This window comes from Mesorhizobium sp. B1-1-5 (assembly GCF_006443065.1).
In the GTDB taxonomy this organism is placed as follows: Bacteria; Pseudomonadota; Alphaproteobacteria; order Rhizobiales; family Rhizobiaceae; genus Mesorhizobium.
The window spans coordinates 1-15,442 of sequence record NZ_VFWS01000122.1; the positions used below are offsets into that span (position 1 = coordinate 1).

13 protein-coding genes, 1 tRNA gene and 1 pseudogene are annotated in these 15,442 nt (G+C 63.3%); 9 read left to right on the plus strand and 6 right to left on the minus strand.

The annotated features are described in order from the left end of the window. Positions 1 to 171: 171 nt before the first annotated feature. The gene (locus tag FJ980_RS25190) at positions 172 to 2,592 is read right to left on the minus strand and encodes an EAL domain-containing protein (RefSeq protein WP_140546415.1); all 2,421 of its coding nucleotides are present in this window, start codon (positions 2,590 to 2,592) and stop codon (positions 172 to 174) included. Positions 2,593 to 2,861: 269 nt separating this feature from the next. Between FJ980_RS25190 and FJ980_RS25195 the strand changes: the two genes are divergently transcribed. The 3 genes from FJ980_RS25195 to FJ980_RS25205 all read left to right on the plus strand — a co-directional run bounded on the left by FJ980_RS25195 (position 2,862) and on the right by FJ980_RS25205 (position 5,313). Beyond that, positions 2,862 to 3,170 (plus strand): hypothetical protein, encoded by a 309-nt coding sequence (locus FJ980_RS25195; protein ID WP_140546416.1) that lies wholly within the window; start codon positions 2,862 to 2,864, stop codon positions 3,168 to 3,170. Between the two features lie 148 nt (positions 3,171 to 3,318). Then, entirely contained in the window at positions 3,319 to 4,713 is a 1,395-nt protein-coding gene (locus tag FJ980_RS25200; protein ID WP_140546417.1) for a multicopper oxidase family protein, read from the plus strand. A gap of 105 nt (positions 4,714 to 4,818) precedes the next feature. Continuing rightward, a complete protein-coding gene (locus FJ980_RS25205) occupies positions 4,819 to 5,313 on the plus strand; it encodes a hypothetical protein (protein ID WP_140546418.1) in 495 nt (164 codons plus the stop codon). A gap of 215 nt (positions 5,314 to 5,528) precedes the next feature. On the opposite strand, the gene FJ980_RS25210 is transcribed toward FJ980_RS25205, so the two are convergent. Both FJ980_RS25210 and FJ980_RS25215 read right to left on the minus strand, forming a co-directional pair. Further along, positions 5,529 to 5,972 carry a hypothetical protein gene (locus FJ980_RS25210; RefSeq protein ID WP_140546419.1) on the minus strand — a complete coding sequence of 148 codons (444 nt, stop codon included), beginning with the start codon at positions 5,970 to 5,972 and terminating at the stop codon, positions 5,529 to 5,531. Positions 5,973 to 6,151: 179 nt separating this feature from the next. After that, positions 6,152 to 6,227: transfer RNA gene (locus FJ980_RS25215), tRNA-Ala, on the minus strand. 215 nt (positions 6,228 to 6,442) lie between these two features. Between FJ980_RS25215 and FJ980_RS25220 the strand changes: the two genes are divergently transcribed. Both FJ980_RS25220 and FJ980_RS25225 read left to right on the plus strand, forming a co-directional pair. After that, entirely contained in the window at positions 6,443 to 6,742 is a 300-nt protein-coding gene (locus tag FJ980_RS25220) for a YggT family protein (protein WP_135888880.1), read from the plus strand. Further along, the gene (locus FJ980_RS25225; protein WP_140546420.1) at positions 6,742 to 7,053 is read left to right on the plus strand and encodes a DUF167 family protein; all 312 of its coding nucleotides are present in this window, start codon (positions 6,742 to 6,744) and stop codon (positions 7,051 to 7,053) included. Before FJ980_RS25220 ends, FJ980_RS25225 begins: the two co-directional genes overlap by 1 nt. A 401-nt stretch (positions 7,054 to 7,454) precedes the next feature. On the opposite strand, the gene FJ980_RS25230 is transcribed toward FJ980_RS25225, so the two are convergent. From FJ980_RS25230 to FJ980_RS25240, 3 genes are read right to left on the minus strand one after another with little or no spacing between them, the layout of a single operon-like run. Beyond that, positions 7,455 to 8,336 carry a MurR/RpiR family transcriptional regulator gene (locus tag FJ980_RS25230; protein ID WP_140546421.1) on the minus strand — a complete coding sequence of 294 codons (882 nt, stop codon included), beginning with the start codon at positions 8,334 to 8,336 and terminating at the stop codon, positions 7,455 to 7,457. Positions 8,337 to 8,345: 9 nt separating this feature from the next. Continuing rightward, positions 8,346 to 9,413, minus strand: coding sequence for a sn-glycerol-3-phosphate ABC transporter ATP-binding protein UgpC (gene ugpC, locus FJ980_RS25235; RefSeq protein WP_140546422.1), 1,068 nt, complete (start codon positions 9,411 to 9,413; stop codon positions 8,346 to 8,348). Between the two features lie 2 nt (positions 9,414 to 9,415). After that, on the minus strand, positions 9,416 to 10,186 hold the full coding sequence (locus tag FJ980_RS25240; protein WP_140546423.1) for an SDR family oxidoreductase: 771 nt from the start codon (positions 10,184 to 10,186) through the stop codon (positions 9,416 to 9,418). 172 nt (positions 10,187 to 10,358) lie between these two features. Between FJ980_RS25240 and FJ980_RS25245 the strand changes: the two genes are divergently transcribed. From FJ980_RS25245 to FJ980_RS25265, 4 genes and pseudogenes are all read left to right on the plus strand, one after another. Then, complete coding sequence (locus FJ980_RS25245; RefSeq protein ID WP_140546424.1) at positions 10,359 to 11,591, plus strand: sugar ABC transporter substrate-binding protein; 1,233 nt, start codon at positions 10,359 to 10,361, stop codon at positions 11,589 to 11,591. A gap of 411 nt (positions 11,592 to 12,002) precedes the next feature. Further along, positions 12,003 to 12,872 (plus strand): sugar ABC transporter permease, encoded by an 870-nt coding sequence (locus FJ980_RS25255; RefSeq protein ID WP_140546425.1) that lies wholly within the window; start codon positions 12,003 to 12,005, stop codon positions 12,870 to 12,872. Further along, positions 12,869 to 13,693: a carbohydrate ABC transporter permease gene (locus tag FJ980_RS25260; protein ID WP_140546426.1), complete on the plus strand. Its 825-nt coding sequence runs from the start codon at positions 12,869 to 12,871 to the stop codon at positions 13,691 to 13,693. Before FJ980_RS25255 ends, FJ980_RS25260 begins: the two co-directional genes overlap by 4 nt. A gap of 81 nt (positions 13,694 to 13,774) precedes the next feature. Then, positions 13,775 to 15,241, plus strand: a pseudogene (locus FJ980_RS25265) (M81 family metallopeptidase); the annotation flags it as partial. Between the last annotated feature and the right edge of the window lie 201 nt (positions 15,242 to 15,442).

The following is a 15,442-nucleotide window of genomic DNA, read 5'->3' on the forward strand; positions in this document are numbered from 1 at the left end:
GCTTCGCTCCTGCTCCGCCCTGGAATGACGATCGCGATGGGCGTTTCGGCCAATCTCCAAGGTATACCGCCTGAGCCGACCGGTCAAAATCCCTGTGCAGTGCTACTAGCAGATGCCTGGTCCAACGGATTCGCGCCTCCTGCAGATTCCCGTGACAATGCTAGCGGCTTCTCAGGCGGCAGAGGCAAGCTCTCGTTCGAGCATCTCCATGACTTCGCCAGCTGGCCGGGGCGGGCTGAAATAGTAGCCCTGAACCTCAGTGCACCCCTCCTCGCGCACCTGCGCGAACTGCTCGGCGGTTTCAACACCTTCGGCGGTCGTGATCATGCCGAGGCTGGCGCCAAGATTTGCGACCGTCCTGACGATCGCGGACGCGCCATCCCTGGTTCCCAGCTCCATGACGAATGAGCGGTCGATTTTGATCTTGTCGAACGGGAAGGAACGCAAGTAGCTCAGCGACGAATATCCCGTCCCGAAATCGTCCATGGCGATCCGCACCCCCAGGCGCTTTAGGTCGTACAGGGCGGCAAGCGTCGCCTCGCTGTTGGCGAGCAGCACGGATTCGGTAATCTCCATCTCCAGCCTTTGCGGCGAGAGGCCAGAATCCGCCAATGCGGACGCCACCTTGTGCACGAGGGTGCGGCTCTTGAACTGAACCGCCGACAGGTTGACGGCTACTTTGACATCCTTGGACCATGTAGCCGCATCGGCACAGGCCTGACGGATCACCCATTCTCCCAACGGAATGATTGCGCCGATTTCTTCTGCCAAGGGAATGAATTCCGCCGGCGAGACGATGCCGCGATCCGGGTGCATCCATCGCAAAAGCGCCTCAAAGCCGATGATCTTCCGGGTCTGAGTGTCGACGACAGGCTGGTAGTAAAGCCGGAATTCGTTGCTGACCAAGCCACGCCTCAGATCCAACTCGAGCTGCCGGCGCTGCTGTGCGCGGGCATCCATCTCCGCTTCAAAGAAGCGGTAGGTGCCCCGGCCGTCCGCTTTGGCCCGGTACAGCGCCATGTCCGCATTCTTGAGGAGACGGTCCGCGTCTGCCGCATCGTCCGGGCCGAGGGCAACGCCAATACTCGTGCTGACCACGACTTGATGACCATCGAGATCGAATGGCTGGCTCACGTTGTCGGTGATGTTGCGGGCGAGCGCCTCTATCTGCTCCGGCCAGCCGGTGTTGGCCTGAACAATGACGAACTCATCGCCGCCGAGGCGCGCAAGGATATCCGCTTCGGGCACGCAGCCACGCAGACGGTCCGCGACCGCTTTCAAGAGCAGGTCGCCGATCGGATGGCCGAGCGTATCGTTGACGATCTTGAACTGATCGAGGTCGAGGCAAAGGACGGCCACCTGTTCGTTGTACGCTGCACGGACTAGGATCTCTGCGATCTTCTCGTGAAGCAGGTAACGATTGGGAAGACCCGTAAGCGCGTCGTGACCCGCCATGTGCGCGATTTTCGCCTCTGCCCTGACGCTCTCGGTCACGTCCTCATGCGTTGCGACATAGCCTCCATCGGCCATGGGATTGTGCGTGATCCTGATAGTTCGGCCATCGGTCATGTCTATCTTGGTGCTCGCGATCGTGCCCTTGGATTGCGCCAGCACCACCACGTCGAAATAGGTCGCCGGATCGGCCGGTCCGTTGCCGACGGAAGCCCGGTAGTCGAGAATGCGATCAAGCGGCGTGCCAGGCGCGATCAGATCGGCTGGCAGATCGTACATGCGACTATATTGAGCATTGCAGAGGATCAGGCGCTCCTGCGCGTCGAACATGCACATCCCGTGCGGCAGGTTCACCAAGGCAGCATCAAAGCGACGATTCTGCTCTGCCAGCGAGGCCTCCGCCCGCTGCCGCGCCATCGTGGACTCGCGAAACACTTGAAAAGCCTTCGCCAGCGCACCGATTTCGTCGGAGCGGTCGAATTCGGGGACGGCGATATCTGTTCTGCCGCCGGCGAGGCTTGCCAAGCCGCGCGTGATCGAGACAAGCGGGTCGGACAGGCGTTTCTTGAGGTGCCAGATGATCCCTGCCGTGAGAATGAGTCCGATCGCACCAAGGCCGACCATGAGGTCGAGAGTGATTTCGGCTGTCTTCTCGGCTGCGTCGGCATTGCTCTTCGCCTGGGCCACAGCTGCGCTCTTCAGGGCGCTGAGTGCGCTCGTGGCTGCCTGGCCGAGCCTGGGAAGTCTCTCGCTTTCGTCGGCCGCCTGTTCTGCTTGCGCCGGAAGCCGGTCGGCGGTCCAGGCGTTGTATGCGTCAACATAAGCTTTGAGCGCCTTGTCGAAGGTCCCGGCGAGGCTGCGCTCGTCGTCGGAAACGTCCAAGGTCGAATAAGCGTTTTGAAGCTGTCGAAGCTGTCCCTGAACTTGCGCGAACTCCGGGCTGGCCTTACCGGGCAACAGCGTGGCTTCCGCAGCCCTGAGATGGGCGAGTTGGACGCTCGCATCATCGAGAATTCGCGCCGCAGGCAGAGAATTGAGGTTCAGACTTTCCGCCATGTCCTCGACGGATTCGATGCTGATCAGCGCAAACGACAATGCGCCGGCGAGGATGCCGAAAAAGAGGCCAGAAAGGACGAGCAAGCGCGCTTGGATCGACCTATTGATGTATTGAATCGTCGTGACTCCTACCAACTTTCTGCCTGCGGTTGCAGGGTCCCAACAATGCCTTTCAAAACGATAAAGAACAGTTATTGCATTGGATGCATTATAATAGAGTTTGATTTATCGAGATGGCCCGGGAAGTGACCGGTCTCGGTCTTCGGAGTCTCACCCTGGCCAAGCAACGCGGCGATCATTCGCAGGCCGGCATCACCTGAATATCAACGCAGCCTAAGGCAGGAAGCCAAAAAATGAGCCAAGCAATAGAAATGACTGTCCTGCGCCTGGCAGAGGGCCTGGCGATCGACGATTTCATCGCGGCCAACGCGGATATCAATGCCTGGATTCAACAACAACCGGGTTTCATAGCCCGTCGCATCTGCGAGCGCGAGGATGGTGCGATCGTCGACATCGTGATTTGGCAAACAGCCAAGGACGGTCATCGTTCGGCCTCCGCCATCATGACGGAGATGGGCCAGTCCCCCGTGCACGGCACCATTGATCACCGCGCTGTCGAATGGACGATCGCAACTGTGCGTCAGGCAATCGGATCGACGTGAGGCCCCCTTCTCCCGTCAACCATACTCCCGACCCCTACCATTCACGACCTCCCATTGTCGCGGTCGCAGAGCGGCGATCTATCCGTTTCGGAAACTGCGCGAACGATGATAAAGCCCGACTCAGTTACTCATCTATTTCGGGATTCCAATGTTGGCCCTCACACGCCGCAAACTCCTTCAGGGCGTCGCGGCCGCCGGCGCGGCCGGTATCGGCCTCTCCGCCGCCGGCAAGTTTGCCGGCTGGGCGGCGTCGAAGCCCGAGCCGCTGATCCTGAAGACCGCCACCATCGAGGCGCAGCTGATGAAGGGTGCGCCGACGAAGAATGTGCTGACCTACGGCGAGGCCGGCATGCCGCCGGTCGTCAGGATGAGAAAGGGCGAGCCGTTTGCCGCGCGCCTGATCAACGGCATCGACGATCCGACGACCATCCACTGGCATGGCATCCGCGTTCCCAACAAGATGGACGGCGTGCCGTTCCTGGTGCAGCCCTATGTCTATCGGGGCGACCGTTTCGACTATGAATTCACGCCGCCCGACGCCGGCACCTTCTGGTACCACCCGCATTGCAACACGCTGGTCCAGATGGGTCACGGCCTGACCGGCGTGATCGTGGTCGAGAACCCGAAGGACCCGGTCTTCGATGTCGAGGCGGTCGTCAACCTGCGCGACTGGCGGCTTGGCGACGACGGCCAGTTCATCGAGCCGTTCAGGCCGCGCGACGCGGCCAAGGCCGGCACCTTCGGCACGGTGCGCACCGCCAATTGGCAGGGCCAGCCGCAATTCGATGCGCCGGCCGGCGGGCTGGTGCGGCTGCGCGCCGCCATCACCGACGTCACCCGCATCTATGCCTTGCGCGTCGACGGCGCCGAAGCTGCGGTCATCGCGCTCGACGGCAATCCGGTGCCGCAGCGGTTTACGCCGGATGCCTTGCAACTGGGGCCTGGCCAGCGGCTGGAGCTTGCCATCCGCATGCCCGACGAGGAGGGCGCGATCGTCAGCCTGCGCGATGTCAGGGGCACCAAGCCGAAAATCCTGGCGACGCTGCGCTCGGTCGGCAAATCGCTCAAGCACGATCTGCGCGATCTTGGCCCGCTTGAAGCCAACCCGGTGTCGGAGGTGGACCTGACAAGCGCCAAGCGGATTCCCCTGGCGCTGAGCGCGACGGCGGAAAACGTTGCGACCGACGGCATCTGCGGCTCGCTCGGCTACAGTTTCTGGGCGATCAACAAGGTGCCGTGGCCGGGCGACACGCCCGACCCGACCGCGCCGCTCGCCGAGCTGAAGCTCGGCCGCAGCTATGTCATCGACATGGAGAACCTGACCCCGCACGCGCACCCGATCCATCTGCACGGCATGAGCTTCAAGGTGCTGTCGTCATCGACCAGGTCAGTGCAGCCGCTAATCTCCGACACCTATCTCATCCAGCCCGACGAGAAGGTGCAGCTCGGCTTCGTCGCCGATAATCCCGGCGACTGGCTGCTGCATTGCCACATCATCGAGCATCAGAAGACCGGCATGACGAGCTACTTCCGGGTGGTGTGAGCGCATCGGCGCGGAAGGCGTCTGCATTCCGCGGGTTGACGCGTTTGGCTGATTGCCTAGGTAGGCAGGAGGGCGCTGGGGCGGCACACAATTCCGACCGACGGCATGACATCCTTGCACATTCGAAAACTTGCCTTTGTTGCGGCAGGCATCTCCACTCTGTCGTCCTGCGTCATCCCCGATGATACGTCGAGCATCGCCAAGGTCGACGCCACCACGGCCGCTGCCCGCAAGGAGATGGTCGGTCTCAGCGAGGCCGATGTCCGCATGTGCGCCGGCTTTCCGAGCGCAACGGCCGATGTGGGATCATCCGGCCAGATCTGGACCTACCAGCGCACAGTGCAACGCAGCAACCTCAGTATCGCGGTGCCGACTTTGGCCGTGGGTGCGATTCCTGCTGTCGGCGGGTCGGTCAATGTCGCTCCCGGCGGCTATTGCAACACGCAGATACGCATGCTCAACGGCCACGTCGCAGAGGTGGCCTATGCCGGCGACAATAACTTGCCGAACAGCCGCGATGCGCTGTGCGTCAGCACCGTGGACGCCTGCGTGGCTTACGCGCGCCAGCACCGCTACAAGACGCCGGCGGTCTCCAGATAAGCGGAATCGAGTGAGCCGCCCGGCGAACGAATCTGCCTGCCGCAACCGGAAAGGTCCGAGCCGCCGACCTTCGCGAATCCGGCCCATCCAGTTAGAGCAATTCCAGGAAAAGTGTGAGCGGTTTTCCGTCCGGAATTGCATAAAAAACAAAGAGATAGGGCGTTTCGTCGTTTCCGTGAAACGGTGAAACGCACTAGCGGAAGGAGTTGCTGCTCCTACCTCTTCAGCGCGATGCTCATGCCGCTGAGGTCGGCGTTGACCTGCAGGCCGACCTGCCTGCCGCTGAGCTCGAGCTGGGCGCCCTTGTCATTGGTCATGACGATCACCTGGGCGCCTCTGCCGAGCGCGCCGCCGCCGCCGGCTGCGCCGTAGACGCCCGTTACGTCGCTGGCGCGCCGGATATGGCGCACCCTGCCCTGGAAATAGGTCTTGGACGCGCCGAAGGCGAGGCCGCCCGAGACGCCGCCGACCGAGATCGGATAGTGTTTGCCATGGAAGGTCAGCGTGCCTTCGCCGCCGGAGCCGCCGATGAAGAAGGCCGCCTTGTAGACGGAGAAGCGGATCGTGCCGCTGTCGGCATGCGCGGCGCTGGCGATGCTGACGCCCGCCGCGGCGATTGCCGCAACCGCGACTGAACGGAACCTGGACGAAATCTTCATGATGGGGACCTCCTCAAGCATCGCCGCTTACCCAGCTGGCCGGGCACATCAGCTTCAAACGTATAGCTGAACCGTGTTGCCCCACCATTGGTTCCAAGCACGCGGCCCGAAAATCCGGCAGTCGCAAAATGCTGAGCGAAGAGGGCAACCGCGCGCGAAAGGCACATGCGTGTGCTGGCTGGTGGAGCTGAGGGGGATCGAACCCCTGACCTCATCATTGCGAACGATGCGCTCTCCCAGCTGAGCTACAGCCCCGTTCCAGCGGATGGGCTTGTATCGGTCGCGGCGGTTTCATGTCAAGGCGAAAGACCGGCAGCGACGAGCGCCGTGACTGGCGGGCATGGCCGCCCGCCAAGCCCGCGGGCCTTGCCCGCCCGCCAAGCCCGCGGGCCTTGCCCGCACGCCAAGCCCGCGGGCCTTGCCCGCACGCCAAGCAATGGCTACATGTCGGCGACAATTTGGAGACCGGCATGATCGCCCTTATTCAGACCATCGTCATGGCGCTTGATATCTACTGGTGGATCATCATCGCCTCGGCGATCTTTTCCTGGCTCTACGCCTTCAATGTCGTCAACTCGCGCAACCAGTTCGTCGGCAGCGTCGGCAACATGCTCTACCGGCTGACCGATCCGGCATTGCGCCCGATCCGCCGCTTCATGCCCGATCTCGGCGGCATCGACATCTCGCCGATCATCCTGCTTCTGATCATCTTCTTCATCCGGCAGTTCCTGGTCACCACCGTCTGGTCCTGGGTCGTGACCGGCGGCTGATGAGCACGCCGTTTCGGCAGCGCGAGAACGGCATCGACCTCTACGTGCGGCTGACGCCGAAAGCGGCGCTCGACCGGATCGACGGCGTCGAGACCGCTGCCGACGGTCGCAGTCACCTCAAGGCCCGCGTCCGCGCCGTTCCGGAGAACGGCGCCGCCAATCAAGCGCTGGAACGGCTGCTGGCCAAGGCACTGGGTGTGCCGGTGTCGGCCGTTTCGGTGGTCGCCGGCAGCACATCGCGACTGAAGACGCTGCGGGTCGTGGGTGATGGGGCCGAGCTGGCGAAGATCGTCGAGGCTTTAATCGGTTAATCTAAATTTGAGATGCAGGCGGGACAGCGCCCCCTTCTGTCCTGCCGGACATCTCCCCGATTGGCAGCCGCGCCCCTTATGTAGCGCTGGTCGACCCCCACTCCGTCTCGGCTTCGCCGAGCCACCTCTCCCCGATCGACGGGGTAGAGGAAAGGCGCCAAGCTTTTGCCGTCAACGCCCGTCCAGCAACGCTCCCTTCCTTTCCCTCCGGAGGGGGGATGTGGCGCTGCGAAGCAGCGACGGATTGGGGGAACCACCTGGCAATCAAGCCTTGGCCTGATCAGTCGCGCCAGTCACAGACGATGTGTGCATAGCGTAGCCAAGAGGGGGAGATGTCCGGCAGGCCAGAGGGGGGGGCGCGAACGATCGCCAACTTCGAAGGCGCAAGCCGCTGCAACCGCTCAATCCCCCAGCGGCAGTCTTGGATCGTCCACCTTCAGCGTGTTCACGCTCTGCTTGATGCGGCGCAGATTCTCCAGCACTTTCAGCCCGCGCGCTTCCGCCACCGTGGTGGCGATCATGTCGAGGATGGCCAAAAGCGCGTAGCGCGACGAGGTCGGCTTGTAGATGTTGCCGTCCTCGACGGACTGCAGAAGGATCACCGTGTCGGCGACCTTGGCCAGGGCCGAATCCGGCGCGGTGATGGCAACGGTCGCCGCGCCGTATTGCTGCGCAACCTGGACAGCCTCGATCACCGAGCGCGCATAGCCCGAGACGGAGAAGGCAAGCAGCGTCGTCTCGGGCGTCGCGACGGCCGCATACATGCGCTGCAGCTGGCCGTCGGTCTGGGCGAGCGCCGAGAGGCCCAGCCGAAACAGCCGGTTCTGCATCTCGGTCGCCATCATCGAGGAAATGCCGCCTGAGCCGATGCACAGCACATTGCCGGAAGCGGCGATGCGGGCGGCGACGTCCATCAGCGTCGTCATGTCGAGGTTTTCGCTGGCGCGCTGGATGGCGGCGATCGCCGCCTCGGTGATCGCCGACGCGATGCGCTGCTCGCGTGCGTCGCGGCTGAGCGGCTCCGGCGACAGATACTGGCCGCCAATAGCGATTGCCTGCGCCAGGTAGAACTTGAAATCGCGAAGACCCTCGCAGCCGAGATTGCGGCAGAAGCGGGTGACGGTCGGCTCGCTGACGCCGACGCGCGCGGCGATCTCCGAGATCGCGGCCTTCGAGGCGAAGTCGAGATCGGAAAGCACCAGCCCTGCCAGCCGGCGATCCGACTTGGTGCCGTCCTGCGATATCAATTGCAGGCGGGTGATGATGTCGGCCGGGGTCTTCATGTCATCATCTCAGAGCGGCAGGCCCGTCGCCTTGTCGAAGAGGTGGATGTTGCGCGGATCGACGCTCACCGGCAGCCGGTCGCCGGGCTTCACCTGCAGCCGGTCGCGGAACACCGCGCGCACCGTGTCGTCGCCGACCGAGCCATAGACATGGGTTTCCGAGCCGGTCGGCTCGACGACGTCGACCTTGATGGCGAGGGCATCGTCGCCGGCACCGACCACGAAGTGCTCGGGCCGGATGCCGGCCTCGACCGTGTCGCTGCCGGACGCGGTCTTGCCCGGGAGCGCCAGACGGCCGCCACCCGTCGTCTCGAACCAGGACTTGGCTCCGGCGGTCTTCAGCGCGCCGGAGACGAAGCTCATAGAGGGCGAGCCGATGAAGGCGGCGACGAATTTGTTGGCCGGCCGGTCATAGAGCTCCAGCGGCTGCCCGACCTGCTGGATGCGGCCGCGATCCATCACCACGATGCGGTCGGCCATGGTCATCGCCTCGATCTGGTCGTGGGTGACGTAAACGATGGTCGATTTCAGCCGCTGGTGCAGCGCCTTGATCTCGGTGCGCATCTGCACGCGCAACTGCGCGTCGAGATTGGAAAGCGGCTCGTCGAACAGGAAGACCGAAGGCTCGCGCACGATCGCGCGGCCCATGGCGACGCGCTGGCGCTGGCCGCCGGACAATTGTCTCGGATAACGGTCGAGATAGGAAAAGAGGTTGAGCACGCCCGACGCCTTCTTGACCTTGTCGTCGATCGCGGCGCGCGTCTCGCCGCGGATCTTCGGGCCGAAGCCGATATTCTCCGACGCCTTCAGATGCGGGAACAGCGCGTAAGACTGGAACACCATTGCGATATTGCGCTTCTGCGGCGGCAGGTCGTTGGCACGCGTGCCGCCGATGATGAGGTCGCCGGAGCTGATCGTCTCCAGCCCTGCCAGCATGCGCAGGAGGGTTGACTTGCCGCAGCCGGACGGGCCGACCAGCACGACGAACTCGCCGGTCCGGATGTCGAGATTGATGTCCTCGAGGATTTTGTGCTGGCCATAGGATTTCGACAGGTTGCGGAACTGGACGTCGGTCATGGTCACGCTCCCAATATGTCGTCGATGAAAGGCAGGTAGCCGGCTGTCAGTCCGGCGTCCACGGGCACCACGGCACCTGTTATGCCGGAAGCGCGCTCGGAGGCAAGGAAGGCGACGGCCTCCGCCACTTCCGACGCGTTGACGATGCGGCCGAGCGGATAGAGCCGCTTCAGCCGGCCTAAGATCTCGGGATCCTTGGCCAGGCGATGGTCCCAGGCGGCGGTGCGGATCGAGCCTGGGCAGACGACATTGGCGCGCAACCCGCTGCGGCCGAGCTCGACGGCGATGGATTTGGCGTAGGCGTTGATGCCGGCCTTGGCCGCCGCATAAGCGGGATTGCCGAAATGCGAAATCGCGTTGACCGAGGAGATGAAAACGACGCTGCCCGAGCCGCGCTCGGACATCGCCTTGACGAGCGGATCGGCGAAAGTCATCACGCCGGTCAGATTGAGGCCGAGCTCCTGCTCGATTTTGTCCGCCGTCAGCGCCTTCAACGTTTCGGCGCGCGTCCAGCCGGCATTGTTGATCAGGATGTCGGGAACGCCGTCTTTGTCGAGCAGCGCGGGTATCGCCGCTTCGATCGAGGCCCGGTCGAGCAGGTTGAAGACGTGATGAGAGGCGATATGCGGACCGGCCAGCGCTTCTACCGATTGGTCGCAGCCGACGATGCGCGCGCCGCGCTCGGCCATGAGCTCAACGATCGCCGAACCGAGGCCGCCGCCGGCGCCAGTGACGACAACGGTTCTGCCCTCGAAATCGGCCTTTGATACCACGATGCGCGCTCCTCCGCCGTGCCAGACAGCGACGGAACGCTATCCAACAAAATGTAATTTAGCAACATGATAAACTGCTTGCATTGGGCATAACCCTCGATAATGTAGGAAAGTAACATAAATCCTGCGCCTCTAAGGCCAGGTGCGAATGCGCATCATGGGAGGAAATCAGATGAGCCTTGCGAAATGGACTGTCGGCCTGTTGGCCGGAATGAGCATGCTGGCTTTTGCAGCACCCGCCAATGCCGGCGAGGTGCGCGTCACCGTCGCCGAATACAGCGCCAAGACCGGCCCTTATTTCGAAGAGGTCAAGAAGGAGTTCGAGGCGGCCAATCCCGGCATCACCATCAAATACGAAGTGGTGCCGTGGGATGTGCTCCTGCAGAAGCTCACCACCGACATCACCGCCGGCACCAACGCAGACCTTTCGATCATCGGCACGCGCTGGCTGATCGACTTCGTCCAGCAGGATGTCGCCGAGCCGCTCGACAGCTACATCAAGCCGGAGTTCAAGGACCGCTTCATCGACACCTTCCTGCAGCCCTCGATCATGGACGGCCACACCTACGGCCTGCCGATCGCCGCCTCGGCACGCGCCATGTATTATAACAAGGAGCTGTTCGAGAAGGCCGGCATCGCCAAGCCGCCGGCCACCTGGACCGAGTTGCAGGAGGACGCGCGCAAGATCAAGGCCCAGGGCGCCTTCGGCTACGGCCTGCAGGGCAAGGAGATCGAGACCGATGTCTATTACTACTACGCGATGTGGTCGCAGGGCACCGAGATCCTCAACAAGGACGGCACGTCCGGCTTGAGCACGCCCGGCGCGCTCGAAGCCGCCAAGCTCTATAAGTCGATGATCGACGAGGGCCTGACCGAGCCTGGCGTGACCTCCAATAACCGCGAGGACGTGCAGAACCTGTTCAAGCAGGGCAAGGTCGGCATGATGATCACCGCGCCTTTCCTCTCCAACCAGATCAAGGAAGAGGCGCCGAAGCTGAAATATGGCGTCGCGGCCATTCCCGCCGGCCCGACCGGCGCGCGCGGCACCTATGGCGTCACCGATAGCATCATCATGTTCAAGAACTCCAAGAACAAGGACGAGGCCTGGAAGCTGCTCGACTTCCTGTTCACCAAGGAGCAGCGCGCCAAGTTCACGCAGGGCGAAGGCTTCCTGCCGGTGAACAAGGAAGAGGCGAAGATGGACTATTACGTCAACAATGCCGACCTCGCCGCCTTCACCGCGCTCTTGCCCGACGCCCGCTTCGCGCCGGTCATCCCGGGCTGGGAAGAGATCGCCCAGATCACGTCCGACGCCATGCAGAAGATCTATCTCGGCAGCGCCACGCCGGAAGCGGCCCTGAAGGAGGCCGCCGACAAGGCCAACGCCGTGCTGAAGAAGAAATAGGGCGTATCTCCCTGCGCCCGTGGCGCGCTCCACCCGTCGGAGCGCGCCACATCTTTTTTGGAAGGTGTTCGGCCGTTCCCCACGAAAATAACCGGGACCGACAAGCAATCATTCCGAACAAAGGGACAAATCTTCGACGTCGGCGCCGCCCCTCATTGCCCTGCCGGGCATTTCTCCCCGTATAGTGACGGGGAGAAAGAAGCTGGCCGCAATGCCTGCGCTTTTCCTGCCACGTCGGCGATTGGCGAAATCGCCGGCGACAGCGCCCCTCTCCCCGTCACTATACGGGGAGAGGATGCCGGCAGGCAGGTGAGGGGCAGCGCAGGCGTCGGCGAGGAATTCAAAGGACCTGTCTTGAGCACCAATGCCACTGCCACTGCTGCCTATCCGCAACATGGTGCCATCCAGCCGATGCAAAATCGTCTCCTGCCCTATCTCCTGACGCTGCCCAGCCTGTTCCTGGCGGCGGTGGTGATCTTCTGGCCGGTCTGGGACCTGATCCAGATCGCGACGCATGACGTCAACCGCTTCGGCCAGTTGCGCGAGTTCAGCGGTCTCGCCAATTTCGCGGCGCTCGCCGCCGATCCCGATTTTGTCGCCGCGCTTTGGCGCACCGGGCTCTGGACCGTGCTCGTGGTCGGCGGCGCGCTGCTTTTGTCGATCCCGGTGGCGATCATCCTCAACACCGACTTCTACGGCCGCGGCCTCGCCCGTGTCGTCATCATGCTGCCCTGGGCGGTGTCGCTGACCATGACGGCGGTGGTCTGGCGCTGGGCGCTCAGCGGCGAGAGCGGCATGCTGAATTCGGCGCTGATGAAGCTCGGCCTGATCAGCCAGAACATCCAGTGGCTGGCCAGCGCCGAAACCGCCTTCCCGATGCAGGTGCTGATCGGCATATTGGTGACGGTGCCGTTCACCACCACGATCTTCCTCGGCGGCCTGTCCTCGATCCCCGACGATCTCTACGAAGCCGCAGCGCTCGAGGGCGCGACGCCCTTCCAGCAGTTCCGCGAGATCACCTTTCCGCTGCTGAAACCCTTCATCAACATCGCGATCGTGCTCAACACCATCTATGTCTTCAACTCCTTCCCGATCATCTGGGTGATGACTCAAGGGGGGCCCGCGAACTCGACCGACATATTGGTCACGCATCTCTATAAGCTCGCCTTCCGCATCGGCAAGCTGGGCGAGGCTTCCGCCGTGTCGCTGGTGATGTTCGCGATCCTGCTCGTCTTCACCATGATCTATGTGCGGCTGGCCATGCGGGAGCAGCGGGCATGAACAGCAAGATGAAACGAACCATCGTCGCCTGGGTTCTGCTGGCCCCATTGATCGCGGTGACGATCTTCCCCTTCGCCGTCATGTTCCTCACCGCCGTCAAGCCGCGCACGGAGGTGCTGACGCCCACCTGGTGGCCGAGCGAATTCCGCTGGTCGAATTTCGCCGACATGTGGGTGGCGACCGGTTTCGGCCAGGCGCTGCTCAATTCGCTCTATGTCTCGGCGCTGGCGACCATCGGCGCGATCCTGATCTCGGTGCCGGCCGCTTACGCCATGTCGCGCTTCCGCTTCGGCGGCTATGGCGCCTTCCGCCAGTTCCTTTTGATCTCGCAGATGATCTCGCCGATCGTGTTGGTGCTAGGCCTGTTCCGGTTGATGGCGGCCTGGGGGCTGGTGGAGAGCACCACCGCGCTCGGCTTCATCTACATGGCCTTCAACGTCGCCTTCACGGTCTGGATGCTGCAGAGCTATTTCGACACCATCCCGCGCGACCTCGAGGAGGCGGCCTGGATGGAAGGCGCCGGTCGCTGGCTGACGCTGCGCAAGGTCTTCCTGCCGCTCTGCCTGCCGGCGATCGCGGTGACGGCGATCTTCACCTTTATCAATGCCTGGAACGAGTTCGTCGTGGCGCTCACCATGCTGCGCAGCCAGGAAAGCTACACGCTGCCGATCCAGGTTTTCTCGCTGGTCGCCGGCCGCTATACGATCGAATGGCACCATGTGATGGCCGCCACGCTGCTGGCGACGCTGCCGGTGGCGATCCTCTTCATCTGGCTGCAGCGCTACCTCGTCCGCGGATTGGCGCTCGGCGCGGTCAAATAGCTATCCCCGCAATTCCAGGAAAAGTGCGCAGCGGTTTTCCGTCCGGAATTGCGAAAAACAAAAGGTCATCACGGAGCGTTCATGCGCATCTTCACCGCCTCGCTGGCGACGGAAACCAACACCTTCTCCCCGGTCCCGACCGACCGGGCTTCCTTCGAGATGGCCTTCTATGCCGGCCCCGGAAAACATCCGGAGACGCCGACGCTCTGCTCCTCGCCGATCGTGGCGCTGCGCAAGCGCGCCGCGAAGGAAGGGCTGACCGTCATCGAAGGCACCGCCACCTGGGCGGAGCCCGGCGGCTTGGTGCAACGGCAGACCTATGAAGCGCTGCGCGACGAGATCCTCGATCAGCTCAAGGCCGCCTTGCCGGTCGATGCGGTGATCCTGGGATTGCACGGCGCGATGGTGGCGCAGGGCTATGACGATTGCGAAGGCGATCTCTTGGAGCGCGTGCGCGCCATCGTCGGCCCGCAAGCGGTGATCGCCTCGGAGTTCGATCCGCACAGCCATTTGACCCCGAAGCGCGTCGCGGCCTGCGATGTCATGGCCTACTTCCTCGAATTCCCGCACACCGATTTCTACGAGCGCGGCGAACATGTGGTCGAGCTCGGCCTTGCCGCGGCGCGCCGCGAGATCAAGCCGGTGATCTCGACCTTCGACTGCCGCATGATCCAGGTGCTGCCGACCAGCCGCGAGCCGATGCGCTCCTTCGTCGACAGGATCAAGGCACTGCATGGCAAGGACGGCGTGCTGTCGGTCTCGGTCATCCACGGCTTCATGGCGGCCGACGTGCCCGAAATGGGTACGCGCATCCTGGTCGTCACCGACAATGACAAGGCAACGGGCGACAGGCTCGCCGAAACGCTTGGGCGTGAGCTTTATGCGCTACGCGAAAAGACGGCCATGACGATGCTTTCCGCCTCGGCTGGCATCGAGCAGGCGCTAGCCGTGCACGCCGAGCGCAAGGACAAGCCGGTCGTGATCGCCGACATCTGGGACAATCCGGGCGGCGGCGTGCCGGGCGACGGCACCATTGTGCTGCGCGAGCTGCTTAAGCGCGGCGTAGGCAAGGTCGGCGTGGCAACGATCTGGGATCCGGTCGCGGTCACCTTCTGCCACGCGGCCGGCGAAGGCGCGGTCATTGACCTGCGCTTCGGCGGCAAGGCCGGCCCTCAGGCCGGCGAGCCGATCGACGCCCGCGTCACGGTGCTGAAGGCGGTCCGTGAAGGTTGGCAGAGCTTCGGGCCGAGCCGCGTGACGCTGGGGCCATCGGCGGTGGCGCGCATCGAAGGCACCGAGGTCGATGTCATCTTGAACACCAACCGCACCCAGACCTTCGAGCCGGATATCTTTTCCAACATCGGCATCGATCCGTTGTCGAAGGACGTCCTGCTGATCAAATCGACGAACCATTTCTACGCCGGCTTCGCGCCGATCGCCGCCGAGATCATCTATGTCGCCGCGCCGAGTTCCTATCCGAGCAATCCGGCGAAGACGGTTTACAGGAAGCTGACGCGGCCGATCTGGCCGCGGGTGGCGGATCCGTGGCGCGCTTCCCCTTCTCCCCTTGTGGGAGAAGGTGGATCGGCGCGCAGCGCCGAGACGGATGAGGGGTGTTCCAGGGAACGCCAGCGCCTCACTCCGCTGGAACACCCCTCATCCGTCGCCTTCGGCGACACCTTCTCCCACAAGGGGAGAAGGGGAAGCGCGCCACGGATCCGCCACCCGCGGCCAGATCGGCCGCGTCAG